General features: G+C 64.7%; 26 protein-coding genes. 3 read left to right on the plus strand and 23 right to left on the minus strand.

The annotated features are described in order from the left end of the window. Positions 1–97: 97 nt before the first annotated feature. The 5 genes from MUO32_RS02380 to MUO32_RS02400 are packed head-to-tail and all read right to left on the minus strand — an operon-like array spanning position 98 to position 5,192. Positions 98–1,030 (minus strand): phosphatidate cytidylyltransferase, encoded by a 933-nt coding sequence (locus tag MUO32_RS02380; protein WP_257946625.1) that lies wholly within the window; start codon positions 1,028–1,030, stop codon positions 98–100. Continuing rightward, positions 1,027–1,680 carry a lysophospholipid acyltransferase family protein gene (locus MUO32_RS02385; RefSeq protein WP_257946626.1) on the minus strand — a complete coding sequence of 218 codons (654 nt, stop codon included), beginning with the start codon at positions 1,678–1,680 and terminating at the stop codon, positions 1,027–1,029. Before MUO32_RS02385 ends, MUO32_RS02380 begins: the two co-directional genes overlap by 4 nt. Further along, a complete protein-coding gene (locus tag MUO32_RS02390) occupies positions 1,680–2,117 on the minus strand; it encodes a hypothetical protein (RefSeq protein WP_257946627.1) in 438 nt (145 codons plus the stop codon). Before MUO32_RS02390 ends, MUO32_RS02385 begins: the two co-directional genes overlap by 1 nt. After that, positions 2,114–3,448 carry a phosphatase PAP2/dual specificity phosphatase family protein gene (locus tag MUO32_RS02395; protein WP_257946628.1) on the minus strand — a complete coding sequence of 445 codons (1,335 nt, stop codon included), beginning with the start codon at positions 3,446–3,448 and terminating at the stop codon, positions 2,114–2,116. The genes MUO32_RS02390 and MUO32_RS02395 overlap by 4 nt, the downstream gene beginning before the upstream one ends. A gap of 7 nt (positions 3,449–3,455) precedes the next feature. After that, positions 3,456–5,192, minus strand: a complete 1,737-nt coding sequence (locus tag MUO32_RS02400) for a bifunctional alpha/beta hydrolase/class I SAM-dependent methyltransferase (protein WP_257946629.1) — start codon at positions 5,190–5,192, stop codon at positions 3,456–3,458. A 122-nt stretch (positions 5,193–5,314) separates the two neighbouring features. On the opposite strand from MUO32_RS02400, the gene MUO32_RS02405 reads away from it, so the two are divergent. Beyond that, complete coding sequence (locus MUO32_RS02405; RefSeq protein ID WP_257946630.1) at positions 5,315–5,914, plus strand: CDP-alcohol phosphatidyltransferase family protein; 600 nt, start codon at positions 5,315–5,317, stop codon at positions 5,912–5,914. A gap of 20 nt (positions 5,915–5,934) precedes the next feature. On the opposite strand, the gene MUO32_RS02410 is transcribed toward MUO32_RS02405, so the two are convergent. The 7 genes from MUO32_RS02410 to MUO32_RS02440 form a co-directional block, all read right to left on the minus strand. Further along, positions 5,935–7,251 carry a replication-associated recombination protein A gene (locus MUO32_RS02410; RefSeq protein ID WP_257946631.1) on the minus strand — a complete coding sequence of 439 codons (1,317 nt, stop codon included), beginning with the start codon at positions 7,249–7,251 and terminating at the stop codon, positions 5,935–5,937. Between the two features lie 103 nt (positions 7,252–7,354). Beyond that, positions 7,355–7,900, minus strand: a complete 546-nt coding sequence (locus tag MUO32_RS02415) for a flavin reductase family protein (RefSeq protein ID WP_257946632.1) — start codon at positions 7,898–7,900, stop codon at positions 7,355–7,357. A gap of 181 nt (positions 7,901–8,081) precedes the next feature. Further along, the gene (locus tag MUO32_RS02420; protein WP_257946633.1) at positions 8,082–8,474 is read right to left on the minus strand and encodes a RidA family protein; all 393 of its coding nucleotides are present in this window, start codon (positions 8,472–8,474) and stop codon (positions 8,082–8,084) included. Positions 8,475–8,497: 23 nt separating this feature from the next. Continuing rightward, complete coding sequence (locus tag MUO32_RS02425) at positions 8,498–9,586, minus strand: D-TA family PLP-dependent enzyme (protein WP_257946634.1); 1,089 nt, start codon at positions 9,584–9,586, stop codon at positions 8,498–8,500. A gap of 101 nt (positions 9,587–9,687) precedes the next feature. Beyond that, a complete protein-coding gene (locus MUO32_RS02430; protein WP_257946635.1) occupies positions 9,688–10,437 on the minus strand; it encodes an SDR family NAD(P)-dependent oxidoreductase in 750 nt (249 codons plus the stop codon). Between the two features lie 10 nt (positions 10,438–10,447). Next, on the minus strand, positions 10,448–11,227 hold the full coding sequence (locus tag MUO32_RS02435; protein WP_257946636.1) for an SDR family NAD(P)-dependent oxidoreductase: 780 nt from the start codon (positions 11,225–11,227) through the stop codon (positions 10,448–10,450). A 34-nt stretch (positions 11,228–11,261) separates the two neighbouring features. Beyond that, positions 11,262–11,993, minus strand: a complete 732-nt coding sequence (locus MUO32_RS02440) for a GntR family transcriptional regulator (RefSeq protein WP_257946637.1) — start codon at positions 11,991–11,993, stop codon at positions 11,262–11,264. 203 nt (positions 11,994–12,196) lie between these two features. Here MUO32_RS02440 and MUO32_RS02445 point away from each other — a divergent pair, with 203 nt between their 5' ends. After that, complete coding sequence (locus tag MUO32_RS02445; protein WP_257947154.1) at positions 12,197–13,210, plus strand: SIS domain-containing protein; 1,014 nt, start codon at positions 12,197–12,199, stop codon at positions 13,208–13,210. A 97-nt stretch (positions 13,211–13,307) separates the two neighbouring features. Then, a complete protein-coding gene (locus MUO32_RS02450) occupies positions 13,308–14,120 on the plus strand; it encodes a PfkB family carbohydrate kinase (protein WP_257946638.1) in 813 nt (270 codons plus the stop codon). Positions 14,121–14,123: 3 nt separating this feature from the next. On the opposite strand, the gene MUO32_RS02455 is transcribed toward MUO32_RS02450, so the two are convergent. The 11 genes from MUO32_RS02455 to MUO32_RS02505 all read right to left on the minus strand — a co-directional run bounded on the left by MUO32_RS02455 (position 14,124) and on the right by MUO32_RS02505 (position 26,146). After that, the gene (locus MUO32_RS02455; protein ID WP_257946639.1) at positions 14,124–14,993 is read right to left on the minus strand and encodes a DMT family transporter; all 870 of its coding nucleotides are present in this window, start codon (positions 14,991–14,993) and stop codon (positions 14,124–14,126) included. A gap of 7 nt (positions 14,994–15,000) precedes the next feature. Then, entirely contained in the window at positions 15,001–15,972 is a 972-nt protein-coding gene (locus tag MUO32_RS02460; protein WP_257946640.1) for an amino acid ABC transporter permease, read from the minus strand. 29 nt (positions 15,973–16,001) lie between these two features. Continuing rightward, the gene (locus MUO32_RS02465) at positions 16,002–17,282 is read right to left on the minus strand and encodes an FAD-binding oxidoreductase (protein WP_257946641.1); all 1,281 of its coding nucleotides are present in this window, start codon (positions 17,280–17,282) and stop codon (positions 16,002–16,004) included. A gap of 57 nt (positions 17,283–17,339) precedes the next feature. Continuing rightward, entirely contained in the window at positions 17,340–18,167 is an 828-nt protein-coding gene (locus MUO32_RS02470; RefSeq protein ID WP_257946642.1) for a transporter substrate-binding domain-containing protein, read from the minus strand. Positions 18,168–18,387: 220 nt separating this feature from the next. Beyond that, the gene (locus MUO32_RS02475; RefSeq protein ID WP_257946643.1) at positions 18,388–19,146 is read right to left on the minus strand and encodes an ABC transporter ATP-binding protein; all 759 of its coding nucleotides are present in this window, start codon (positions 19,144–19,146) and stop codon (positions 18,388–18,390) included. Then, on the minus strand, positions 19,143–20,084 hold the full coding sequence (locus MUO32_RS02480) for an iron chelate uptake ABC transporter family permease subunit (protein ID WP_257946644.1): 942 nt from the start codon (positions 20,082–20,084) through the stop codon (positions 19,143–19,145). The genes MUO32_RS02475 and MUO32_RS02480 overlap by 4 nt, the downstream gene beginning before the upstream one ends. After that, positions 20,077–21,054, minus strand: a complete 978-nt coding sequence (locus tag MUO32_RS02485) for an ABC transporter permease (protein WP_257946645.1) — start codon at positions 21,052–21,054, stop codon at positions 20,077–20,079. The genes MUO32_RS02480 and MUO32_RS02485 overlap by 8 nt, the downstream gene beginning before the upstream one ends. Then, complete coding sequence (locus MUO32_RS02490; protein ID WP_257946646.1) at positions 21,051–21,953, minus strand: siderophore ABC transporter substrate-binding protein; 903 nt, start codon at positions 21,951–21,953, stop codon at positions 21,051–21,053. The genes MUO32_RS02485 and MUO32_RS02490 overlap by 4 nt, the downstream gene beginning before the upstream one ends. Positions 21,954–21,985: 32 nt before the next feature. Next, positions 21,986–22,285, minus strand: a complete 300-nt coding sequence (locus tag MUO32_RS02495; RefSeq protein WP_257946647.1) for a DUF2218 domain-containing protein — start codon at positions 22,283–22,285, stop codon at positions 21,986–21,988. A gap of 94 nt (positions 22,286–22,379) precedes the next feature. Beyond that, complete coding sequence (locus MUO32_RS02500; RefSeq protein ID WP_257946648.1) at positions 22,380–23,993, minus strand: alpha/beta hydrolase-fold protein; 1,614 nt, start codon at positions 23,991–23,993, stop codon at positions 22,380–22,382. Next, positions 23,987–26,146, minus strand: coding sequence for a TonB-dependent siderophore receptor (locus MUO32_RS02505; protein ID WP_257946649.1), 2,160 nt, complete (start codon positions 26,144–26,146; stop codon positions 23,987–23,989). Before MUO32_RS02505 ends, MUO32_RS02500 begins: the two co-directional genes overlap by 7 nt. Positions 26,147–26,281: the final 135 nt, after the last annotated feature.

Raw genomic sequence — 26,281 nt, forward strand, 5'->3', positions numbered from 1 at the left:
CATCGAAATTCGCACGCCAGACGAGAATCAAGGATGCGCACAACTTCCTAATATCAGGATAGCGGCGATGGTTAACATTTCCAGACGGCTTCCTCCGTCACGTCCAGGCATACCGCACGATGTGGAAGAAGACGGGGGCCGCGAAGACGAGGCTGTCGGCACGGTCGAGCATGCCGCCATGGCCCTCGATCAGGTGGCCCCAGTCCTTGACGCCGCGGTCGCGCTTGATCGCGGACGCGACAAGGCCGCCGAAGAAGCCCATGATACAGGCAAGGCCGGCGAGCACCCCCGCTTCGACAGGCGAAAAGGGTGTGAGCCAGTAGAGGCCGGCGCCGAGCGCCGATGCGCTCACGATACCGCCGATCAGACCTTCCCACGTTTTGGACGGCGAAACATTGGGTGCGATCTTGTGGCGCCCGAAGAGCTTTCCGAAGATGTATTGCAGCACATCGCTGCCCTGCACCGTCGCGATCAGGAAGGCGATCAGCAGCAGGCCGCGCCCCTCGTTGCCGGGAATGGGCAGCGTCACCAGCGCCGGCACATGACTGATGCAGTAGACGGAGAGCATGATGCCCCATTGCTGCTCGCTGACCCGTTCGAGAAAGCGGGACGTGTCGCCGCGGATCGCGGTCAGCGCCGGCATGGCGAGGAAGCAGTAGACGGGGATGAAGATCGAATAGAGGCCGTACCAGTCGATCCAGATCAGGTAGTATTGCGTGGGGACGATGATCAGGAACATGCCCAGCAGCGTCCAGCGGTCGGCAAGGCGCGTGTTGGTGAGCGTCACATATTCGCGCAAGGCGGCGAAAGAGACGAAGGCGAAGAGCAGGATCACGCCGCCGGTACCGAACAGGAAGGCGACGCTGATGCCCGCGACCATGACCCACCAGGCCTTTATGCGCGCATTGAGGTTTTCGAGCGTCGCCGGCAGCGGCGTCGGGCTGCGGAAGGAGAGCACGCCCGCGACGAGGCTTGCCGTGGTGAGCACGGCGACGAGGCCCAGAAAAAGACGCGTGGTGTCGTCGCTCATCGGCGTGTTCCATCCTTGTTGGGCGCGAGCGTGAGGAGAGCGTTTCGGGCGCGCTCGAGGAAGACCTTGCGGTCTTCGCCCTCCTCCAGCGCAACGGGCGTGCCGAACACGACGCGGCAGAGCAGCGGGATCGGCAGCACGGCGCCTTTCGGCAACACGCGCGACATGTTCTCGATCCAGCAGGGCACGAGTTCCACGTCCGGCCTGGCGCAGGCAAGATTGTAGAGGCCGGAGCGGAAGCGCAGCAAAGGCTCCTCCGTCATGTTGCGCGTCCCCTCGGGAAAGAAGATGAGCGACTGGCCGGCATCGAGCGCCGAGAGCATCACCTGCATGGGATCGGCGGTGCGCTCCACCCAGTTGCGCTCGACGAGCACGGTGCGCAGAAGCCGGCCGGCGACGAAGCGCCTGGCAACGCCGGCATTCCAGTAGTCCGCGCCGGCGACGGCGGCGGTGCGGGCCCGCTCGGGCGGTGTAAGGCAGGTCGAGACGAGGATGAAATCGCCGTGGCTGGCATGGTTGGCGAAATAGATCCGCTGCCGGCCGTTCGGTCCGGTGCCGGCCCAGATCGGCCTCACACCCGTCACCGCGCGGGAAAGTCCCGCCAGCACGGCGCCGGCCGCCGTTTGCAGAAGGGATGCGCCGTTCGCCATCACATGTCCCCTCCTGCCGCCATATCGAGGAACAGGACGAGATAGAGCGCGACGCCGATTGCCAGCGATAGGCGCTGCAACCGGACAAGCCGGCGGCATCCGGCAAGCCGGCCGGTCAACGGCGGCGGGACAGGGCTCGGGGAGCGCAGCCCCATGCGGGCGAGCACATCGTCGATCGCGGCAAGCCCTGTCGCCTCGTCGTCATGGGACGCGGCGAGGCGGAACAGCGCGGCATCGAAGAGAAGATGAACGGAGACGGCGAGCGGCAGGAGGCAGAAGGCGAGCAACAGCCACCAGGCGAGCGGCCCGGCAAAACCCTCGGCACCGGCGGTCGGGGGAGCGATGGCGAGGACCAGCAGCGCTAAAGCGCCGCCGGCAAGGCCGTTGCGACGCAATCGCCCGGCGACATCGCCCGTGACCGTCTTCCAGTCGCTCATCGCGCCGCCTCGTCGATGGCGGCAAAGGTTTCAAGCCGCAGATGCACGGGACGCCCCGCCGCCTTGATCCGTTCGCCTGCGATCGCGGCATTCGCAGCCAACCCCGAGCGGACCAGCCAGCAGGCGGCAACGGCGGCGCTGCGCTGGAACCCGAGCGCGCAGCAGATGAGGACCGGACCGTGCTGGCTGGCCGCCGCAGCGGCAAGCGCCGCCTCGCGGATGCGCCCCGTTTCGACCGGCAACAGGTCCATGGACGGAAAGGCATGCCAGGCCAGGCCGGGTGCCGCGATGGCAGGCATTTCCGCCGTCATATCGATGACGGCCACATAGGTCGAAAGCTCGGAGCCTCGCGGGGCGCGACCGAGAAAGACCCCGTCCGCAAGCTCGACGGCAGGGGCAAGCTTTCGTGTCCACCAGAGAACATTCAGCCGCGCACCGAGCCGATAGGGCCAAAACAGCCAGCGACTGGCAAGACTGATGCGGCCATCCGCCTGTTTCTGGAAGACGCGGGGACCCGCACCGGCATAGCCGAGGGCGACGATGGCGAGCGCCAGAGCCGGCCAGAGAAGGAGAAGGCCGGCGCCGGAATCCCGTGTCGCCAGCGCGGTCAGCAGCAGGAGGCCCACCGCACCGGCAGCGTAGTAGATCGCAAGCCGCCTTGCCTTGACGTCTCCTGTCAGGCGAAAACCGGCGAGCGGCGGTGGGCCGTCTGCCGGAAAAAGCCAGAGCGCGAAGAGGCCGAGCAGCGCACCTGTGGGAATATCGATGACATGGTGCTGCCAGGTCGTGAGCACCGACAGGCCGATCAGCAAGGCCCATGCATGCCAGAGAGCAAGCGCCACCCCGCGCAGCCGGCGTTGCCAATGGTCCCAGATGATGACGAGCAGCGCGATATGCAGCGAGGGCGCCTGGTTGAACGGTTTGTCGAAGCCGCCGAGCACATCGAACATGAAGCCGGGCAGCCCATCCGTCTCCGGCCGCACGAAGATCGCCTGCAGCGGAAAGACGACGAAGCAGGTGACGGCAACGACCTGGGCGGTCAGATAGCGCCGTGCGAGGCGCCCGACCGCCTCGGGCGTCTCGTTGACGAAGAGCGACAGGGCATAGAAGGCGTTGATCGACCAGTAGGGAACGATGGTCCATGCGAGGAAGGGAATATGCCGCTCCCAGCCGAAGGCGAGATTCGGCACATCGGCGCGCTGGGAAGCCAGCCAGTTCGCCACGCCATAGGTCAGGTAGAAGAACGGTGCGAGAAAGGCGAGCCAGAGCATCGCCGCGCGCAGAACCGCACGGCGATCGACAGTCGACACGGAAACAACCCCCTCCCCCATTGCGACCTCAGATACGCTCGGCCAGCGAGACGGTGAAAATGCCCCAGATATCGATGCGTTGCTCGATCTTGCGGAAGCCGGCGGCGGCAACGAGCTGGTCCATCTCCTGCTGTGTGCGACGGCGCATGATCCAGGCCTCGCCACCACGGTGGGAGGTGAGCGCACGCGCGATCATCTCGAGCTGCGGATGCCAGGGCTGGCCGGTGTAGATGAGAAGCGATCCGGGCTCCAGCGCCCGCGAGAGGCCCGCGAGCGAGGCCTCGATCTGGGCATTGTCCGGAAACAGTTCGTACAGGCCGGAGACGATGGCGAGCGTCGGCCGCGGCTCGATGGCCGCCAATCCCTCGGTGTCGAAGGCGTCGGCGCGATGAAAGGCGGCGATATCCTGAAGACCGCGTTCGGCGATCAGCGCGGTGCCCTTTTCCACATTGACTGGCGAATAATCCTGCAGGCGGATGCTGTCGGGCCTTGGCTCGGATACGGCCACCGCATCGAGCACGTAACGTCCATGGCCGGCCGCGATATCGAGCACGCGCAGCGGTTTTTCCTCGCCCTTGAGGCGCTTCAGCGCCTTGCCGATCAGCTCCTCCAGATGCACCTTCCGTTGACGGATGCCGCGCCAACCGATCGCCTCGAGGAATTGCCGGTCGATCAGCCGCCCGCCGGGGCCCAGCCCGCGCGCCTCGTCCTCATAGACATAGTCCAGCGTCGAGCCGGAATCGAAGCCGGTGCGCACGCCCGTCGCGATGCCCTTGGAAAACAGCCCGCCAAACCGGATCGAGGCACGCGTCATCGCCCAGTAGAGGCCGCGTGGAGAGAAGAGCGAAAGCGGCGTCGCCAGTCGGTCGGCCTCGTCTCGGGTATAGCCCGAGAGATGCGCGCGGCGGACATCCGCGACGACGGGCGGCTCGGCGAAACGCGCCAGGATGAAGGTGCGCACCTTCTCCAGCGCCTTGGACCGGTCCCGCTCGCCGAGCGTGTCGTGGAAGAAACCGGGCAGCACGTGGCGCTCCTTGATCGTGCCGCCGAGGTTTTCGAAAAAGCGGTGCTGCGGGGCGTGGCGCACGACGAAATCGCTGCCGGAAATGAGGAGCTGCGTCGGCACGGTGATGGCGCGCGCATCCGCCACCACACGGTCTGCGGCTTCGTAAAGCTCCAGCAGGATGTTGGAGGCGATGGGGCGGGTGATCAGCGGATCGGCCTCGAAGGAGGCTATGCGTTCGGGGTCGTGCGTCAGGAAACGCGCCTTGACGTAGGAATTGACGAAGAACGTGCCCTTCAGCTTCTGCCAGAGCGCGATACCCTCCCTGGCGAAGGGCACGTAGAGCTTGACGCTGAAGGCGGGCGAGGCGAGCACCAGCGCGCGGATATCGGGCGCATAGTCATGCACCCAGGTCGAGGCCAGCACCGCGCCGACGCTCTGCGCCAGGACAACGACCTGATCCATGGCAAAACCGCCGGTTTCCCTGATATGACGCACGAAACAATCGAGGTCGCACACCGAATGAGCGAAGGACGGCGAATGGCCGCGCTCACCGGGCGAACGGCCGTGGCCGCGGGCATCCCAGGCGTAGAAGTCGAAATCGTCGAGGCCCAGTTCTTCGGCGATATGGGCGACGCGACCGCTGTGCTCGTGGCCGCGATGGAGCAGCACGATCGCGCCTTTTGCCGTGCCGGAGCGGGCCGGCCAGAAGCGGTAGAAAAGCTTCACGCCGTCATGGCTCGCAAAGGCCTTTTCGATCATGCTGTATCCCCTCATGCAGATGTCATCCTCACCCTATACGGATGAGGCCTTATATTTGCAGTTGATTTCCCGTCGATTGCACATTCATTTCAGCCGAAGCAATCGAGCGGATTCGAGCATTGATGTCGATCTATAAACTGAAATCGTCCTTCCAGTCCCTGCTTCGCCCGCTGGTCGGGCGGCTGGCGCCCATGGGGCTTACCGCAAACCAGGTGACGCTGGTCGCTGCTGTCGTGTCGGTGGCCATCGGTGCGTTGCTGCTTGCCCGGCCCGAACCTGCGCTCTTCGCGCTCGTGCCAGTCTGGATGGTCCTGCGCATGGCGTTCAATGCCATTGACGGCATGCTTGCCCGCGAGCATGGCCAGACGAGCGCGCTCGGCGGCTATCTCAACGAGATCGCCGACGTGGTGTCGGATGCCGCGCTCTATGCGCCCTTCGCGCTCATCGCACCGTTTTCACTGCCCTGGCTGACGGCGATCATCTTTCTTGCGACGCTCACGGAATTTGCCGGCGTGCTCGGCGTCGCCCATGGCAACGGGCGGAGCTACGAGGGGCCGATGGGCAAGAGCGACCGCGCGCTGCTCTTCGGGGCACTCGGCGCGCTGGTCGCCGTCTTCGGCACCCTGCCCGCCTGGACATGGCATATCCAGCCCATGGCCTGCGTGCTGCTGGCCTGGACCGTCGTCAACCGGGTGCGTGCCGGCCTCGCAAACGGCGCGTAAGACATCCCGTTTTTAAACAGTTATCGCTTTCCCCCGAACCGGCCCGGCGTCGGCCGGCCGATTACCTGTTCCCAGTGCTCGTCGGCACGCCGCTCGAAGGTCGCGGCGTCGCGCGCGTCACTCTGATAGAAGGCGCCACGCGGCACGTCGGGCGCATAGACCTGCTCGCTCCAGCCGCGCCCGTCGTCATGCGGAAAGGCATAGCCGACATGGCCGAGTGCCGCCGCGCCCTTGTAATGTGCGTCGCGCAGGTGCATCGGCACGGCCGAGGGCGGCTCGTTCGCGACATGGGCCAGCGCGAGCGAAATGCCGCGGCAGGCCGAATTTGATTTTGGCGCCCGGGCGACATGCAGGGCGGCGTGGGCCAGGATGATCTGCGCCTCGGGATAACCGATCTTCTCCACCGCATGCAGCGCCGCGACCGCCGTCTGGAGCGCGGTATTGTCGGCAAGGCCGACGTCCTCGGACGCATGGATCATGATCCGGCGGGCGATGTAGCGCGGGTCCTCCCCGCCATGGATCAGCCGGGCGAGCCAGTAGAGCGTCGCATCGGGATCCGAGCCGCGCATGGATTTGACGAAGGCGGAGACGACATCGTAATGCGCGTCGCCCGAGCGGTCATGGTTGACGGGTGCCGCCGCGTAAGCCTCCTCCACCATCGCCTCCGTCAGGACGACCGGCCGATCGGGCGCATGGCCGACGGCAAGGCTTTCGAGCACCGTCAGCGCCCGGCGTGCGTCGCCGCCGGAACGGCCGGCGATGCGGCGCAGCTGCTCCGGCTCCAGCCGCACCTCGATGCCCCGGCTTGCCAGATGCCTGACGCCGCGGCGCACCACCTCCTCCATCTCCTGGAGGGTGAGCGGTTCCAGCTTGAGGATCGTCGAGCGCGAGATGAGCGCGGGCGTCAGCGTGTGATAGGGGTTGCCGGTCGTGGCGCCGATGAAATCGGCGACGCCCTCCTCGCAGAGCGCGAGCAGATGATCCTGCTGCGTGGCGCTGAAGCGATGCACCTCGTCTGCGAAAAGCAGCGTCGGTCGCATGCGCGCCTCGTCGGCGATCTTCCTGATATCCGCGACATTGTTGTGCGCGGCGTGCAGCGGGCGAAAACTCTTGCCGAGCATATTGCCGATGGCGCGCGCGATGGAGGTTTTTCCAAGCCCCGGCGGGCCATAGAGGATGATGCTGCCAAGCCGGCCGGCAGCGATGCGGCGGCGCAGCATGGTCCCTTCACCGATGACCTTTTCCTGGCCGATCACGTCGTCCAGAGTTGCCGGCCGCAACTCGGCGGCAAGCGGCATCGAGCCGGTGCGCGGCGCAGCGTCGAAAAGATCGGTCATGGGAACCCCCGTCGAAAGGCCTCTTCAGTCCGATCGTGGGGCAAAAGCCCGCTTCGCGGCCGGATGACGTTCGTCTAGCGGCCACAACGGACGGGGTCAAAGCCTATCGTGCGGTGACGTCGTGGTAGCGGCCGTCCTGGTAGAGCAGCGAATGGCCGGCGCCGATGCGGATGGCCACGACGCGACCGATGACGATGACGTGGCTGTGCCGTTCGATCGCCTCCTCGACAACGCAGTCGATCGCCGCGACCGCATCGACGAGCAGCGGTGCGCCGCTGACGGCGGTCGTCCATTCGCCGCCGCGATAGCGGTCGGGACCGCGCAAGCCCCCGCGGCCGGCAAACTGGTTGGCGAGGCTCTCATGGTCGGCGCCGACGATGTTGATGCCGAGATGGCCATAACGCTCGACGACCGGCCAGGTGGAGGACGAGCGATTGAGCGAAACGAGCATGCGCGCCGGCTCGACGGAAAGCGCGGTCGCCGAAGTGACGGTAGCGCCCGTGCGGGTTTCGCCCTCGCCTGCCGTGATGATGCTGACGCCGCCGCCCAGCGTGCGCAACGCTGCCTTCAGATGATCGGCATCGGCGGGATGATCGAGCACAGCCGCGTTGCGATCGTTGAAGAGGGTATTTTCGATATGCGCATTCATCGTGTCCGCTCCGCTTGAGACCCCGGATATCCCCTAGGGATAGCAAAGGAAAACGCGAAGCAGCAGACACGTCTTTTCTTATTTGACTATTTTTATAGAAAATATGCTCAATGCACGAGACACATGCCGCTCCCCCTGTGCGGGACAGCGCGCCGCATGGAGGCGGCGCGCTGCAACCTCATCAGACCGGCTTACGGCGCGCGGCGATGGCCGTCACTTCCACTTTCATGTCGGGATCGGCAAGTACCGCGACGCCGACGGCACAGCGGACCGGATACGGTTTTTTGAAATAGGCGCAATAGACCTCGTTGAAAGCCGGGCGCTCGTTGATATCGGTCAGGTAGATCGTAAGGTGCATGACGTCCGCCAGGCTGCTGCCGGCTTTTTCCAGCGAGGCCTTCAGGCTTTCCAGCGTGGCGATGCTCTGGGTCCTGATATCGCCGGTCTCGATGGAGCCATCGGCGCGCAACGGGATATGCGTCGTGAAGAGCAGGTTGCCGAGACCCGTCGTGTCGGAGGAGATCTCGCTCTCGTCCGTGTCCTCGATGAAGAAGGGTGCGTTATTGTCAGCCATCGACTGTTCTCCTTGCTTGTGCTTCACCAGACAGTGCCGCGCGCGGCGACATCCTCCACGCGGGTGACGATGCCGTCCCGGTGGAAGACCATGCGGTCGAAAAGATTGCTGACGACGCAGGTGTGGTTGGGCACGATGCGCACCACACTGCCGATCGGCGGAAAATTGTCACCGTAAGCGCTGATATCGACGACCGCGTGCTCCTCCGACAGCGAGACGATGCGCGCGGCCTCGAAGCCGTCGATTTCGCCATAGTCGGTGAAACCGAGCAGGTCGGAGGTCAGCGCCTTGGAACCCGTATCGAGCACGGCGCGGTTTTCCGCCGGGCGCGACACGACGGTGGCGAGGATATGCATGGCAAGGTCGGCGCGGGTGCAATGGCCGGCGCGCACCATGCTGCGATCGTTATAGACATAGGTTCCCGCGCGGTGCTCCGTCGCCGACGGCACGAGATGGGCCTTGAAGAGATCCGGCGAACCGCCGCTGGAGCGGACGGGACAATCGATGCCCTTTGCCGCAAGCAGTGCCATCGTGCCCGACAGGAAGGCTTCGATCGCCTCAGCGCCACCGGGTGCGGGATAGGTCAGGAGACCGCCGAAGCGCAGCGACGGCGATGCCGAGATCGTCTCCGCAAGCGCCGCGGCCGCCTCCGGCGTCTGCACGCCACAACGCTTGCCGCCCGTATCGCACTCGACCAGCACCGTCAGCGGCCGCGCCGCATCGAACGTACCCGCCAGTCCCTCGACAGTAACAGCGCTGTCGGCGACGACCCCTAGATGCGCCACACGCTCATGCAGCGCGCGCAGGCGGCGCAACTTTGCCGCGCCGAGGATGTTGTAGGTGATCAGGATGTCATCGAAGCCGGTATCGGCGAAGACTTCCGCCTCGCTGATCTTCTGGCAATTCAGGCCGACCGCGCCGGCGGCGCGTTGCGCCTCGGCGATCGCGACGATCTTGTGCGTCTTGATATGCGGGCGGAAAGCCTTGCCGTGCTGATCGCAATAGGCCTGCGTGCGCCGGATATTGGCGGCAAGCCGGTCCTCGTCGATGACCGGCATGGGGGTTGCGACCTGATCGAGCGGCGTGCCGACTTCGGGCCAGGGAGAGTACATGGCAAAACCTTCGGATTGTCGCGACGCCGGTGAACGGACGACGCATGTTTGATGCCGCCGCACTATGGTACGAAACGCTTCGGGAGGAAACGGCCTTGCGCCTACGCCTTGCGTTCCTGCAGGATGTTTCCACCATCCACGACGAGCACCGCACCGTTGATATAGCTCGCCTTTGGCGAAGCGAAGAAAACGACGGCAGCCGCCATCTCGGCCGGCGTGCCGGCGCGCCCGCAGGGCGTTGCCCGTGCGGCCCGGCGTTCCTCCTCGGTGGAGGCACCCGTATCGACCCATCCTGGTGCGACGGCATTGACGGTGACACCGCGCGGGCCGGCTTCGAGCGCCAGCGCATGCGTCATGCCCACCATGCCCGCCTTGGCGGCGGAATAGGCCGTTTCACCGGGATTGGCGACATAGGGGCCGGTCACCGAGGCGACATTGACGACACGACCGTAGCCGTCGGCATACATGTCCGGAAGGTAGATGCGTGTGGCAAGGAAGGCCGTCTTGAGGGTGACGGAGATGCCGCGATCCCAGTCCGCTTCCTCCAGATCGACGAATTCCCGCTGCAGCGCCGGCTGCGAAATGCTGCCCATGCCGGCATTGTTGACGAGAATTGCCGCCGGACCTGTCGCCTGGCGAAGACGCTCGACGGACGCCTTATCGGTGAGGTCGCAGATATGGCCGGTCGCGGCAAATCCCGATGCGCGCAGTTCCTCGGCGCGCGTGAAAATGCGATCGCTGGTGGCGACTAGGTGGACGTGAAGCCCCTCCTCCGCGAGGCCTCTCGCGCAGGAAAAGCCGATGCCGTCGGCGGCGCCGGCACCGGTAATGATCGCGGTCTTGCGCGGCATGGGCGCCTCCTCAGTAACCGGCCGTGACGCCGAAATCGATGGACAGCGCAGCACCCGTGATCGGCGCCCCATCCGGCTCGCAGAGGAACGCCACCATGCGGGCGATCTCTTCCGGCCTGATGAAGCGCGCGGCGGCCCGCTGCGGATAGTTGGACAGCAGCTTTGCCTTGTAACCGTCGGGATCGCCCTCGCCATAACGCTCGGCCTGGAACTCGATCATCGGCGTCGCGACGTCGCCGGGGCAGACGGCATTGACGCGGATCTGCCGCGGCGCGAGCTCCAGCGCCAGCGCCTTGGTAAGCAGCACCAGGCCGCCCTTCGAGGCGCAATAGATCGCGGCACCATTGTTGCCGACGAGACCGGCATCCGAGGCGATGTTGACGATGGAGGCGCCAGCGCCAAGATGCGGGATTGCCGCCTGGATGAGGAAGAACGCGCCCTTGAGATTGACGTCGAAGACGATGTCCCAGTCCGCTTCCGTCATGGTCACGCTATCGCCCTCGCGCCAGACACCGGCGGAATTGACGACGACATCGAGGCGACCACGCCACGCCAGAACAGCGTCCACCGCTGCGGCACAGGAGGCGATCCGGCGCATGTCGAGCGGTACGGCCAGCGCATCACCGCCACCGGCCGCGAGGGTATCGACGGTTGCCGTCAGCCGCTCGGATTCCAGGTCGGCGATGGCCACCGCATAACCTTCCGACGATAGCCGCGCGGCGATCGCAGCTCCCATGCCACCGGCCCCGCCGGCAATAAGCGCTACTCTTGGGGTCGTCTGATCCGTCATGTCTGCCTCTGTCGGGATATTTTCGCCAGCCGCGTTACTTGCGGGTCAGGCTGAAGGAGAAGTGGCTGCCGCGATGGTAGTCGATCGCATAATTCACCGGCACGCCGGCAGCGTTGAAACAGGTTTCGGTGATGAGCAGTGCCGGCCCGAAATCCCGGAGGCCATGCCGCTCGACCACATCGTCCGGCAGCATCACGGCCGAAACGCTTGCCGCCGACATGCGCGGGCGGTTGGCGTGCTCCTCGAGGATCTGCATCAGCGAGCCACTCCATTCGATATCGTAGAGCCGGCCGGGGATGATGCTGCGCGGCACGTAGTCGATGCAGTAGAGGATCGGTTCGTCATCGTGCAGGCGGATGCGCTCGATGCGGATCACGCGATCACCGGGGCCGAGCCGCAGGCTTTCGGACACGCGCTTGTCCGGCACCTCCTCGGACATCGAGAGCACCTTGTTGATCGTCCGGTAGCCGTAGTGGCGCGCCATGTCGGTGACGCTCTCGAAGACGGTGATCGGCCGGTCGACCTGCACCGCCGACAGCGCCGAGACGAACCGGCCGCGACCATGCTCGACATAGATCACATCGTCCTGCTCGAGCAGCTTCAGCGCCTCGCGCAACGCCGGGCGTGAAATCTTGAAACGCTGCGTCAACTGCGCTTCGGTCGGCAGCTTGTCGCCCGGCTTCAGCTCTTCGTCCTTGATCAGATCGGCAATCCGGTCCCTGAGCTGGACAGCGAGGGTGCGTGAATCGCGAAGGGGCTCCTCCACCGGATACCTCGTTTGGTCGTTGTCGCCTCGCCTTTCTTGTCTGACAAATCCTGCGTGGTCAAGTAGACGCCCGGTTAGCCGCAACCTTGTGCAATATGTTACGCTTCCGCCTCCATGAAAATTCCGTCGATCGGCTTGACACTCACCATCCACGATGTCAGTTGTCTTACAACATTGAAATCTACGACTATGAGGGCATGTCCATGCTGAACTTCGACGAACAGAGATTCCTGCGCATCCAGTCGGGCGCTGTCGGCCTGCAGAAGCGGCTTGAAACGGTGATCGCGTCCTGCCTTGCAGGTGGCGCTGAAAACATCTTCTTCCTCGGTACGGGCGGCGCGGCGATCCTCATGCAGCCGGCAGCGCAACTTCTGCAGCGCCGCTCGCGTTTCCCCGCCTTCATCGACATGCCGGCGGAACTGGTGCTCACCGGCTCGGCGAACCTCACGGACAAATCGATCGTCGTCATGCCCTCGCTTTCCGGCACGACGAAGGAAAGCGTGGCCTTGCTCGCCAAGCTGAAGGACATCGGCGCGACGGTTCTGACGCTCGTCGGCCACGAGGAAACGCCGCTCGGCAAGGGTGGCGACCATGTCTTCGTCAATTTCGCCGAAGACGACACGTCGTGCGAATCCTTCTATCTCCAGTCCCTTTTCGTCGCGCTGGCCGTCCTCAAGTATCGCGGCGAGATCGATAACCACGATACCATCGTCGCCGAACTCGCGCGCCTTCCGGAACTGCTGCTCGAAGTGAAGCGCGCCTATGAGCCGAAGGCGGAAGCCTTTGCCGCAGTGCTCGCCGGTTCGGATTTCCACATCGTCACCGGCGCGGGCAATGTCTGGCCGGAAGCCTTCTACTACGGCATGTGCATTCTCGAGGAGATGCAGTGGATCCGCACCCGCCCGGTCCATGCGTCCGATTTCTTCCACGGCACGCTGGAACTGGTCGACAAGAACGTGAGCGTCATCCTGTTCAAGGGCGAGGATGCCCTGCGCCCGCTGGCCGAACGCGTCGAGAACTTCGCGCCGAGCTATACGGACAAGCTGACGGTGCTCGATACCGCCGGCTTCGACCTGCCCGGCATTTCGCCGGAAGTGCGCGGCCTCATCTCGCCGATGCTGCTTGCGACCGTTCTGGAGCGCATCAGCGCGCATCTGGAGGTCATGCGCAATCATCCGCTGACGACCCGCCGCTATTACAAGCGCGTCGCTTACTGATATCAGCGGCCAGCAGTCGCCGGCTTGACGTGAGAGCCTGAGAGCCGCGAATGCGCCTGTCCGCCTTCGCGGCTTTGCCGTCCCTGAAGAGAACCGCATGAAGAACCTCCGCTTCGCCGCCGTCGGCGACAATTGTATCGACCGCTTTCGGCCCCCTGTCTCGAAGTCGCTCGTCGGCGGCAATGCGGTGAACGTCGCCGTGCAGTTGGCACGGCTCGGCCAGGTATCGCTCTACTTCGGCGCCGTCGGCCCGGACGAGGCCGGCCGGTGGACGCGCGCGCTGCTGATGCAAAACGGCGTCGACGTCACGCATCTGAAGGAGCGAGCGGGCATCACCGCCTATACGGAGATCGATGTTCTTGCCTCCGGTGAGCGTGTCTTCGCCTATGAGGATTTCGGCGTCTGCGCCGGCTATCGGCCGGACGAGGCCGATATCGATGTGCTGAAAACCATGGACCATGTCCATATCGGCTGGATGGACGATGGCGGTGCGGTGCGCCGCACGCTTGCCGCTGCGGGCGTCAGCGTCTCCCAGGATGTTTCCGTGAATGCCGATCCCGCCAATCTCGGCACCGGCGGCCTTGCCATCGCGTTTGCCTCGGCGGGCAGCGAGAACGGTGCTGTGGATGCGCAGCTCCGTCGCCTGCTCGGCGATGGCGTGCCGCTCGCCGTCGTCACGGCCGGCAGCAAGGGGTCTTTCGTCAGCGACGGGATGGATCATTTCGAGGTGGGCATTCGCCCGGTGGAAGTGGTCGATACGACCGGTGCCGGCGACAGCTTCATCGCCGGCTTTCTCGCGGCCCGCATCACCGGAATGCCGCTCCCCGATTGCCTGGCCGCCGGGCGCGACCAGGCGGCGCTGACCTGCACCCATGTCGGCGGGTTCCCGCAGGAGGCCAAGCCGCTCTGACGGCTATTTCAGGACGAGCCAGCCGGAGAAGATGATGATCGCGGCGCCCATCAGCGTGTGTATCTCTATAGGCGTCGAAAAGAGAAAGAGACTGTAGAGACAACCCCAGATGATCTGGCTGTACTGGAATGGCGCGACCACCGAGGCCTCGCCGACCCGGAAGGCGCGCACCAGCAGCGCATTGCCGACGATCATGAGCACACCGCCCGCCACCGCAAAGCCGAAATCGGGAACGCCGAGCGGCACCAAATCACCCGAGACGGTCGCAACGATAAAGGCGACAGGCGTCATGACAACCAGCAGGCTGGCGACCAGCGCCTCATCCGTCTCCGCCAGCTTGGTCCGCCGCAGCAGGATCAGCGACAGCGAAAACAGGACCGCCGATGCGAAGGCGGCGAGATGGCCGACATTGAGCGGCGCGGCACCCGGCTTCAACGCCACGGCGACGCCGGCAAAGCCGATGAGAACGCCGGCCCAACCGATACGCGACAGCCGCTCGCCCAGAAAGACAAAGCTCAGCATCGCGACCAGGATCGGCGTCAGGAAGGCGATGAGATAGGCCTCGGCCATGGGCAGCTTGGCAAAGGCGTAGTGGATCAACAACGTATCGAGCGCCAACAGAAGCGCGCGCCAGAAGGCGAGCGACGGCTGGCGCGGTATCAGGCGGCGAACGCGCCCCGTGGCAAGGGCGTGGACCAGAAGCAGGATCAGCGCCGCGACCGTGATGAGAAACGTCACCTGCGGCGCCGGGATCGTGCCGGCCATGATCTTGACGATGGCATCGGTCGCGGAAAACACGAAGAACGCCACGAGCACGATCAACGCGCCCTTCCCGTTCGACGGCACGACCGGCGCGCCGTCGCTCTCTGCCACGGATGCCTCAGCGGACATTGAAACGGCCGAACCTTTCCTCGATGCGAGACTGGGCATATTCCAGGCCGATCGAAAGGATCCAGTAGATCATGGAGGCGGTGATCAGCATCTCGATATGACGGAACTCGGTCTGGCCTAGGGTGCGCGCAAGATACATGATTTCCCAGACGCCGACCACGGAGACGAGCGAGGAATCCTTGAGCATCGCGATGAACTGGTTGCCGGTCGGCGGAATGATGACGCGCATGGCCTGCGGCAGGATGACGAGCGTCATGGTCTGCGCCGGGCTGAGACCGAGCGCGGTCGCGCCCTCCGTCTGCCCGCGGTCAATGCTCTGGATGCCGGCGCGGAAGATCTCCGTCATGTAGGCACCGTAGCAGAGCGACAGGGCGAGAATGCCGGCCGGCACGGCACCGATGACATAGCCCACCTGCGGCAGGCCGAGATAGATGATGTAGATCTGCATCAGCAGCGGCAGGCCGCGGAAGAGCGAGGTATAGAAGGTCGCCAGGCCGTAGACGACGCCGTTTCTGGAGAGCTTTGCGATGGCGCCGGCAAGCGCGATGATCGTGGCGATGATGATCGAGATCGCCGAAATGTAGAGCGTCGTCGTCACGCCCTGGGTAATGAGAAAACCGACTTTCTTGGCGATGAAGGCGAAGGAAAGATCGAAGGAATAGAAGAACAGCATCAGGAGCGTGAACAGCTCCAGCCAGACGGCGATGACCTGCTGGCGGCGCGGCAGCTGTTGCAGCGCCTTCCAGTTTGCAGCGATGATGAGTGCGATCAGCACCGAGGAAACGATGCGTCCGAGGGCCGGGTTCTCCTTCAGCCAGTCGGTCGAGGATGGCAGGACACGGCCGATCCAGGCGGAGCTGACCCCGATGGAATAGAGCACCGCCGCAACAACGGCGAGGATCAACAGACCGCCCGCCCGGCGCGACGCTTCGGGATAAGTGAGTATCAGTCGGCCAATCATGTTCCGCCCCTTCTTCTCTTTGAAGCCACTTACGCCGCGCGCTCGCGCCACCAGTCCTGCGCCTGGAGTTTCCAGTAGGTGAGCTGCGCCACGGCAAGCCCTGCGAGACCGCCTGCCCAGACGAGGCCGAAGGGCTCGAAAAGTTTGTAGCGTTCGGTCTCGCCCAGAATGCCCTCGGCGATGACCTTGCCGCCGATCGCCGTCGTGTTGAGGCCGTGGCCGCCGAAGGCGGTGCAATACCAGACGCCGGGGCTCATGCGCCCGATCTGGGGCATCAGGTGGCGGGCATAGGACATGAGGCCGGACCAGGCCAGCTCGGTCCTGAGGTCGGCAAGCTGCGGATAGGTGCCGACCATTTCGGCACGCAATTCCTTGACGAGGCCCGCCGTGGAGGCGGCATGGGTGGTGATGCGCCCACCCCAGAGGATGCGGCGGCCTCCATCGACGAGGCGATAGTAGTCACCGGCCCGGCGATTGTCGCCGATGGCGCTCTTCGTGGCGATCGCCGTGGCGATCAGTTCCGGCGCGTCCTCGCTGACCATCACATAGGTGGCGATCGGCAGGTAGGAGCGCTTCAGCTTGCCGTTCAGCCCTCCGGTATAGCCGCCCGTCGTGAAGACGACATCGCGCGCCTTCACCTCGCCACCGGCGGTCTTCACGCGCTTCTCGGCGCCGGAAACGTCCACAGATGTGGCCGGCGACTGTTCGCAGATGCGACCGCCGAAGCGCTCGATCTCTGCCGCGATGGCGCGCAGATAGTTGAGCGGATGCATATGAAAGGCATTCGGACTGCGCAGCGCCTGGAAATAGCGCTCGGACTTCAGCACCGAACGCACGGCGTCGCGGTCCATATATTCAAGCTCGTAGCCGTATTCGCGGCGGGTCTCTTCCGCATAGGCCTTGAGGCTGGGGCCGTCGTCATAGCGCAGCACGCTCATGATGCCCGCCTCGGGGGCCGCGTCATCGATACCGAGTGCGCGGATGTTCTCGCGGATGAATTCCATGCCTTCGATGGAGAGGTGGTGCAGCTTGCGCGCCGCCTCCTTGCCGGTCACGCGCGCAATGTCGTCTCCTCCCGTCGCATAGCCGGGGCTGACGAAACCGCCATTGCGCCCGGAGGCCCCGAAACCGACGCTTTCGGCCTCCAGCACCGTGACGCGCTTGCCGGCGCGCGCGAGCTGCAGCGCCGTCGAAAGACCGGCAAGGCCGCCGCCGACGATGACCGCGTCGCATTCGACCGTGCCCGAAAGCGCCGGGCGCGCCGTCTGGTCCGCCATGGTTCGTTTGTAATAGGTGTCCGGATAGGCCATCGTTGCTCCCCCTCGAATAGAACGGCGCGGGCGAAAAGATCACCCGCGCCAAAAATATCAGTCGGCGCTGTAGTCCTTGCCGTACCACTTGGTGGTGAGCGCACCCAGCGTGCCGTCCTTCTTCATTTCCTCGATGATGCCGCCGACCTTGGCGGTCCATTCCGGATCGACCTTCTCGGCGATGACGACGAGCGGTTCGCGGAAGGCATATTCGCCTTCGAGAGCCCTGACCGGATAGCCGTTCTTGATGGCGTTCATCGCGGTCTGCTCGGGTGCGATCACCGCGTCGAGACGAACGCCGGGGCCGAGGCGCAGATCGTCGAAGGGCAGCATGGAATCGGCGAAGGTGCGAACCTCGCCCGGCTCCACCTTGTATTCGATCGGCGGCAGGCCCGGCGCGTCGATTTCCAGCTTGCGGTTGATGAAGTCTTCCGAGGTCGTCGCCGTTTCGACGCCGATCACCTTGCCGTTGAGGTCCGCGACCGTCTTGGCGTCGCTGTCCTTGTGTACGACATAGACATAGGGGCTGTAATAGTAGATGCCGACGAAATCGATCACCTGGGCGCGCGCCTTGGTCGGCGTGACCGAGCCTACGCCGAGGTCATAACGGCCCTGCCAGCGGCCACCCGTCAGGGTCGCCCAATCCGGCGTCTCGAAGCTGACTTCGACGCCGAGGCGCTTGGCGATCTCGCGCGACACGTCGATATCGAAGCCGACCATCTCGTTGCTGTCGTCGAGATAGCTCTGGGGCGGCCAGCCGCTGTTGGTGGCGACAACCATCGCCTTCTTTTCCATGACGCGGTCAAGCGTCTCGCCGGCCTGGGCCGAGACGGCGGCAGCGACGAAGGCGGCGCCTACGGCCAGTCGCATGAAGAGCTTTTTCATGTGGTCCTCCTTGTGATCCGTCAGTTCGGATCCCCTTTATGTAAGATGTCTGACAACTGAATGTGTCAGGGGAAACCTTGCCGAGTCAAGAGCGGCGAGGAGATCAACTCATGAAACGATGAGATGGGCCCATAGAAATCCGTTATGAATTCGTCACATATCGGGGACCATGCCACGCCGGCCTTTTGGCTGGCAAGTTGTCGTACATCTTCCCTGACGATCAGAGCTGATGCAACGCAAACGGCTTGCCTTCGATCGTCTCCACGCGCATGCGGAAGCCGAAGACGGTGTCAAGCATATCGGGCGTGAGGATCTCGCCCGGCGTGCCGTCGGCGATGATCCGCCCGCTCTTCATCGCGACGATCCGGTCGGCATGGGCGCTCGCCTGGTTGATATCGTGCAGCACGATGACCACGGTCTTGCCGTTGGCATCGGCGACGGATCGTAGCGAGCGCATCAGGGCGCGCGCATAGTACATGTCGAGATTGTTCAAGGGCTCGTCGAGCAGCAGGTAGTCCGTATCCTGGGCGAAGGCCATGGCGACGAGCGCCCGCTGGCGCTGACCGCCCGAAAGCGTCTCGATGAAGCGGTCGGAGAGATCTGTGAGGTCGAACTGCGCGACGGCGGCGTCGACGATGGCATCGTCCTCTTGCGTCAACCGCCCCCTTCCGTGCGGGAAACGACCGAAACCGACCAGTTCGCGCACGCGCAGGCGGCTTGCGATCGTCGTATCCTGCCGCAGGATGGCGAGGACCTTGGCAAGGTCCCGGCTCGGCGTCGTATCGACCGGCAGGCCATCGACCGAAATGACGCCGGCCTGCAGCGGCTGAAGCCGTGCGACAAGCGAGAGAAGCGTGGATTTGCCCGCGCCGTTCGGGCCGATCAGCGCCACGACGCCGCCCTTCGGGATATCAAGGCTGATATCGGAGAGGATCGGCGTCGCCCGGTGCTTGAAGGAAACGTTTTCTATCCGGATCATTTGCGGCTCCCGAGGACCAGCAGCAGGAGGAAGATCAGCCCGCCGACGAATTCGATGACGACGCCGAGCGCCGTCGCGTTGCCGAGCGCGTGCTGAAACAGCGTCTGCCCGCCGACGAGCACGACGATGCCGGTCAGGCCGGCGGCCGGCAGCAGCACGGCGTGGCGACGGCTGTTGACGATGCGCTCGGCAAGGGCCGCGACCAGCAGGCCGAAGAAGGCGACCGGACCGACCAGCGCGGTGGAGACGGCGACAAGCGCCGAGACGAGCAGCAGAAGGCCAGTCACCGTCCCCGCCCAGCTGACGCCGAGGCCCATTGCCGCGTCGGGGCCGAGCGAAATGACATCGAGCACATGCCGCGCCCGCCAGGCGATGATGAGAGCGACAACGGTCACGATAGCGGCGAAAACCAGCAGATCCGTGCGCACGGCGTTGAAATTGGCGAAGCTTGCCGATTGTACGACGGCGAATTCGTTGGGATCGATGAGGCGTGCAAGCAGCGACTGCAGGCTGCGGAAGAGAACGCCGAAAACCACGCCGGCAAGCAGCATCAATCCCATATCGAGACGGCTCCGCAGCATCGGCAACAGGAGAGCGCAAGCGAGGCCCATCAGGAGCACGACTTCGAGGCCGAACTTCAGTTGCGGATCCAGCGTCACATAGCCGACGCCGCCGAGCAGGAAGACCAGCAGCATCTGGCCGAAAAGATAGAGCGCATCGAGCCCCATGATCGAGGGCGTCAGGATGCGGTTGCCGGTCACCGTCTGGAAGATCACCGTCGAGACGGCGATGGCGACACCGACCTGCACGAGTGCGGCCAGCTTCAGCAGGCGCAGTTCGAGCACGAAGGCGATATTGCCCTTGAGGCCGATGGCGAGGAAGGCGGCGGCCGCGGCGAGCGCAGCGAGACCAAGGCCGTGGAGGCGACGATCAGCCATGGCCGCCCCGCCGAAACAGGAGCCAGAGGAACACCGCTCCGCCGACCACCCCCATGACGGTGCCGACGGGAATTTCATAGGGGTAGCGGAGGAGGCGCCCGGCAATGTCGCAGGCCAGCACCAGCCCTGCCCCGCCCGCCGCGACCCAGCCGAGCGTGCCGCGTACATTGTCGCCCATCAGCCTGGAGACGATATTGGGCACGGCAAGGCCGACAAAGGGGATCATGCCGACGATGACGACGGCCAGCGCCGTGATGACGGAGACAATGACGAGGCCGATCTGCATCATGCGCGCATAATCGATGCCAAGCCCGATGCTCGCCTCGCGGCCAAGCGCCATGATCGTCAGACGGTCTGCGACGATCCAGGCGACGGCGACCATCAAGGCGGCGATCCACAAGAGCTCGTAGCGCCCGCGCAGAACGCCGGAAAATTCGCCATTGGTCCAGACGGACAGGAATTGCAGGAGGTCCGCCTGCCAGGCGGCAAAGGTCGCGACTGCGCCGATGACACCGCCATAGACGATGCCGAACAGCGGCACGAGGAACGGCTGCTGGGGCGGCAGGCGATGGGCGGTCGCGAGGAAGACCGACGTGCCCACCAGTGCTGCTCCACCCGCAACCAGCGTCTTCACCCAAAGGGCTGCGGCGGGAAAGAGCAGCGTGACGAGAAGGATGCCGAGCTCAGCGCTTTGCGCCGTGCCGGCCGTCGCAGGCTCGACGAAACGGTTGCGCGAAAGCGTCTGCATGATGAGCCCGGCAATCGCAAGGCCCGCGCCGCAGAGCACGGCGGCAAACGTGCGCGGCAGGCGGCTGACGGCGAGGAGCTGCATCGCCTCGGGATCGCTCAGCACCTTGTTCAAGGGCAGCGGGCTGACGCCGACGGCGAGGCTCAACACAAAAAGGACCGCGAGCCCGAGGCCCGCGATCAATCCTGTCCAGAGAGACGGTTTGGAAACGGCTGAAATCATTTCGCGGCGGCGAAGGCCTCCGTGATCGTCGTCAGAACACGCTCAAGCGACTGTACGCCGCCCGCCGCGATGTAAAAATCCGGCGCCGGGAGGTAGACGACCTGCCCTTTCTTCCACGCTGTCGTCTCGGCGACGAGCTCGTTGTCGAGCGTTACCCTGGCCGCCTGCTCGTTCGAGCCCACGGCGGCAGCGCGGTCGAGAACCAGCAGCCAGTCGGGATTGGCCTGGCGGATGAATTCGAACGACACGGCCTCGCCATGCGTCGCCGTCTCGATCTCGTTGACGGCTGCCGGCAGGTCGAGCGCGGCATGTACCCAACCGAAGCGCGAACCCGGCCCATAGGTCGAAACTTTCGGGCCGTTGGACATGACGATCAGCGCTTTGCCCTTGCCAGCGACAGCGGCCTTCGCGGCGGCGAGCCTGGCGTCGAGTTCGTCGGCGACGGCCTTGGCTTCAGCCGGCTTGCCGAAGAGTTCGCCATAGGCGGCAAGGCGCAGCTTGGCCTGGTCGAAAAGGTCGTCGCCGTCGATGGTCATGTCGATGGTGGGCGCGACCTTCGCCGTCGCGTCCGCCTTGGAGGCCGAACGGCTGCCGACGATGATGAGGTCGGGACCAAGCGCGCTCAGCGCTTCGAGATCCGGCTCGAACAGCGTGCCGACCGGCGTCGCACCCTCCCTTACCGGCTCCAGCTCGGGAACGTAGAGCTTGTCCGGCAGGCCTGCGGGGCGGATGCCGAGGCGGACCAGCGTGTCGATCGCGGCAACGTCATAGACCGCCACCGTCTTGGGTGTGCCGTCGATTTCGACCGGCCCACGGGCCGTCACGATGTCCATGGCGCTTGCCGGAAAGGCGGAAAGGAAGGCGGCAGCGACGGCTGCGATGCGATGGATATGTTTCATGAATCACCTGTAGGCTGATGGAAGGCGCGCGATCAGGCGGCCTTGTCCTGCCGCTGCCAGTCGAGCGTCTCGAACGTCTCGCGAAAAGCGAAGCGCGCGAGATGCGATTCGATGATCGACTGCGTCTGGCCAAGCCCCTCGTCATCGACAGACGTCACGACCATGCGCAGGCCCTGAGCGTCCGCCTCGAGGCTCGCCGTACCGCAGGGGAACTGACATTCGCCTTGGGTTTCCGTGTAGGAAACCGTGATCTTGTGCGCGAAATGCTTGCAGAGCTGGACCAGGTATTTCGGTCCGTTCGCGGTCTCGAGATAGGCGGAGGATTGGGGCATGGCCTTTCCTTTCAGCGTAGAATCGCAACCCTTTCGGGCTCCGATCAAAACATAACGTCTTTACTCATGTTTTCCCGGCAAGGGAAGCCGGCCGCTACGGCCGGTCCCCGCCAAAGAGCGCGATCAACCCATCCGGCAGGACACCCTGCCAGACGAGATAGTCGTGCCCGCCGGCATAATCCCGGTAGGTGACGGGAATGCCCTTGGCCTGCAGCACGTCCCGCAGGTGCCGGCTTGTATCGAGGATGCCGGCCGTACCGTGGGCGCCGGTCTCGAAAAGGCCGGCAGCGAGGAAGAAGCGCAGCGGCAGTACCCCGCCTGCGGCAATCAGCCCCGCCACATGCTCCCTCCGGTCTTCAGGCGTGCCGGGCGGGCTCCACCAGAAGGAGCCGGACATGGAAAGAACGTTGCCGAAAACCTCCGGGTGACGCATGGCGACTGTCGCCGCGGCAAGCCCGCCATAGCTCGACCCCGCGAGCACCGTGCGCGCCGCCGAAACGGCCACCCCGGTCTCCTTGACGACCAGCGGGTAAAGCTCCACCGCCATGAAATCGGCGAAGGCAGGATTGGCCGGCAGTTCGCGTGCCCGCGCCGCCCGGTCGGGATTGGCGACGAAGACCGCGACGACAGGCGGCACCGCACCGGCGGCGATCATGTTGTCGAGCATGCGCGGCACCGGCACCCGTTCCAGATACTGGTCGGCATCGAAGACGAAGAGCAGGATCGTGTCCTTGCGCGCCGGGTCGAAGCCGGCCGGGCGATAGATCGTGATGTCGCGGCGGTTGCCGAGCACCTCGCTTTCGATGGAAAGCGTTTTCAGCGTCCCGGTGGGATTGCCGTTTTCCGCAAGCCACGGCTGCGGCGGTGCACCCTCGAGTTCAAGTACGCTGTCCTGATTGTAGGCGTCGCTCGCCTTGGCCGGCCACGGGTGGCGGTTGAGCGGATCGGCCTTGGCCGTTGCAAGGATGGCGATGCGCCGGTCGCGCGCCGTACCCGGCACGTCGGGCACGTCGAAGGCAAGCTGGTAGGAAAGCCGCGTGCCATCGGGAACGTCGAAGCTCTTGAACCAGATGTGCGAACCGGCAAGCTGCTGCAGCTCCTCATGGTCCCCGCTCGGCGCGCCGAACAGGCGGATGTTGCGTTGCGCGCCGCGACCGAGGAAGGTGACGATCTTGCGGCCGTCCTCGCCAGCCTCGACAAGCGGCGTGCCCTGCGCTTCGACCATCGCCCAGAAGCCGTCCGTCGCCTTGCCGGCAGCAACGGTTTCGGCAACGCCGGCAATCGTCGGGCTGAGATAGGTCGGCGCGGCTGGCAACTGGTCCGCGCGCGTCACCAGCCGATCGAGTGTCAGCGCATAGGTTCCGGGCTCCCTCCCCGTCACGATGAGCCGGTCATCCGGCGTTTCGGCCATGAATTGGAATTCGACCGTGCCCCGGGCACCGTCGGCAAGCCGTCGCAGGTGCCGGCCGGACGCATCCACAAGATCGAGATCGAAACGCCCCGTGGCGACACGCAGCTGGCCCTTGACGTAGGAACCCTGGGCAACGCCGGGATCGAAGGCTTGCGCCGTCCCAATCGCTTCGGCTTTGTTTTCCAACGCTGCGCCCACGGCAAGCGACAAGGCCTGGGGCGTCTCCGCCGCAGGTGCCGGTGTCATCGACAGGACCATGGCCACGAAACCCAGCCCGACTGTCCGCAAGACTACCATTGCTTCTTCAGCGTCGCGACGATGCTGCGGCCTTCGCCGTAGAAGCAGGCATAGGCATTGGCGCAGGAGGCGACATAGCGCTCGTCACCGATGTTCTTGACGTTCACCTGGAGGGACAGGCCCTTCAGGTCGGGGCTTGCCGCACCGAAGTCATAGGAGGCCATCGCATCGAACAGGGTGACGGCGCCGACCTTGAACGTATTGGTGCCATTGCCCCAGCTCGAGCCCATGTAGCGCACGCCGCCGCCGACCGTCAGGCCCTCAAGCGCGCCGGTATCCACCGTATAGGTCGCCCAGAGTGCGGCCTGATGCTGCGGAACACGTGACGGCGTCTTGCCGACGATGCTGCTGTCGACGGAGGCCTTCACGACGCTATCGATATAGCTATAGCCCGCGATGAGGGAGAGGTTGTCCGTCACCTCGGCCCGGGCCGACAGCTCTATGCCGCGGTTGTGGATCTCGCCGATCTGCGAATAGACCGTCTTGCCGGCGACCGGATCCCAGGCACCATCGACCACGTCGTTCTGCGTCAGGTCGTAATAGGCGGCCGTCAGCAGCAGGCCCGTTCCCTCCGGCGCATATTTCACGCCCACTTCAAACTGGTCTGCGGTCGTCGGCTTGAAGGCCGGATCACCCGCCGGCGGCGAATAGAGCGCCGGCTCGAAGGAGGTCGCGTAGCTGACATAGGGCGCGATGCCGTTGTCGAACGTATAGAGCGCACCGGTACGCCAGGTGAACGCACCATCGTCGTAGGACTGGCTGGTGCCGGCGAGGAGGTCGTCGATCTCCGTCTCCGCCCGGTCGTATCGAATGCCGGCGAGCAGGTTCAGATTGCCGATCTCCACCTGATCCTGAAGATAGACGCCAGCCTGACGGGCGGTCGTCTCGGTCAGGTCGGTCGTCGCAAGCGCAATCGAGTCATAGTCGATGCCGCCATATTGCGGATCGGTGAGATCGAGCGTCGGCGCGGAAGCCGAGCCCCACTGATAATCGCGTTTGCGATACTGGTAGTCGACACCGGCAAGCAGCGTGTGCTCCGCCGCCCCCGTCGAGAATTTCGCCTCGAGCTGGTTGTCGATGGTGAACTGGTTCCAGTCGTCCGTGCCACCGCGGGCGCTGCGGTTGAGGATCGTGTTGTTACCGGTCACCGGATCGGCGGAAAGCCAACCATAGACGAGGGTGTGGTGCAGCCAGTCGGTGCGGTGGTAGCGTGCGTTCTGGCGGAAGGTCAGATTGTCGTTGATCTCGTGCTTAAACTCATAGCCGATCCAGGCCTGCTGGCGCTCGGCGCGTTCGAAATCCGGGTCGGACACGAAGAAATCGGGCGAAATGAAACCGAAACCGGGGATCGGCTCGACCGTGCCGGCAGCGTCGAGGAAGTTGCGGAAACCGGCATCCGGCTCGTTCTGGTAACCGCCGAGCACCGTCACCGAGGTGCCCTCGTCGGGCGACCAGGTGATGGAGGGCGCAATGGCGAAGGAACTCTGCTTTGCGTAATCTTCCTGCAGATCGCGCTTCAGGCCGGTTGCGGCGATGCGATAGCTGAAGGCATCATCGAAACGATCGCTGACGTCGAAACCACCGGAGAGATAGCCGTCCGTACCGACGGAGATTTCCGCTTCGCGCAACGGCTCGTCGGTCGGCTTCTTGCTGACCATGTTGACGATGCCGCCCGGATTGGCCTGACCGTAGAGCACCGAAGCCGGGCCGGAGATCAGCTCGACGCGCTCCAGCAGATAGGGATCGATCTTGGCATAGGAGAGATCGCCGCCGAGGAAGAGGCCGTCGAGATATCGGGGCACGTAGTAGAAGCCGCGCACGAACATCTCGTCGCGCAGATTGGACGCACCGCGATATTCGGTGACGACACCCGGCGTATAGCGCAGGGACTCGGCGACGGAGAGCGCGTTCTGGCTCTGGATCTGCTCCTTGGGGACGACTGCGATCGTCTGCGGGGTCTTGGCGATCGGCGTATCCGTCTTCGTACCGGTCAGGCTTTTCCTGGCGACATAGCCGCCAACCGGGCCATCGCCCCTTTCACCCGCGCCGCCCTCGACCACGACGGCCTCCAGCGCGGTGTCGCCCGCAGCCGCGCTTTGATCCTGCGCCGCAGCCGCATTCAGCGTCAGAACGCTGGCTGCCGCCAAAAGCATGATGCGACGTCGTCCCATGGACGGCGAAAGAGTGCCCAACATATCCCCAAACCCACATGCCAAAGGCCGGCTTTGCGGCCGGCGATTAAACTTGATTAACGCAGTCAACTATGCCAGTAGCTGGGTTCACCTGTC

The organism is Shinella sp. CPCC 101442, assembly GCF_024704725.1.
Taxonomy (GTDB): Bacteria; Pseudomonadota; Alphaproteobacteria; order Rhizobiales; family Rhizobiaceae; genus Shinella.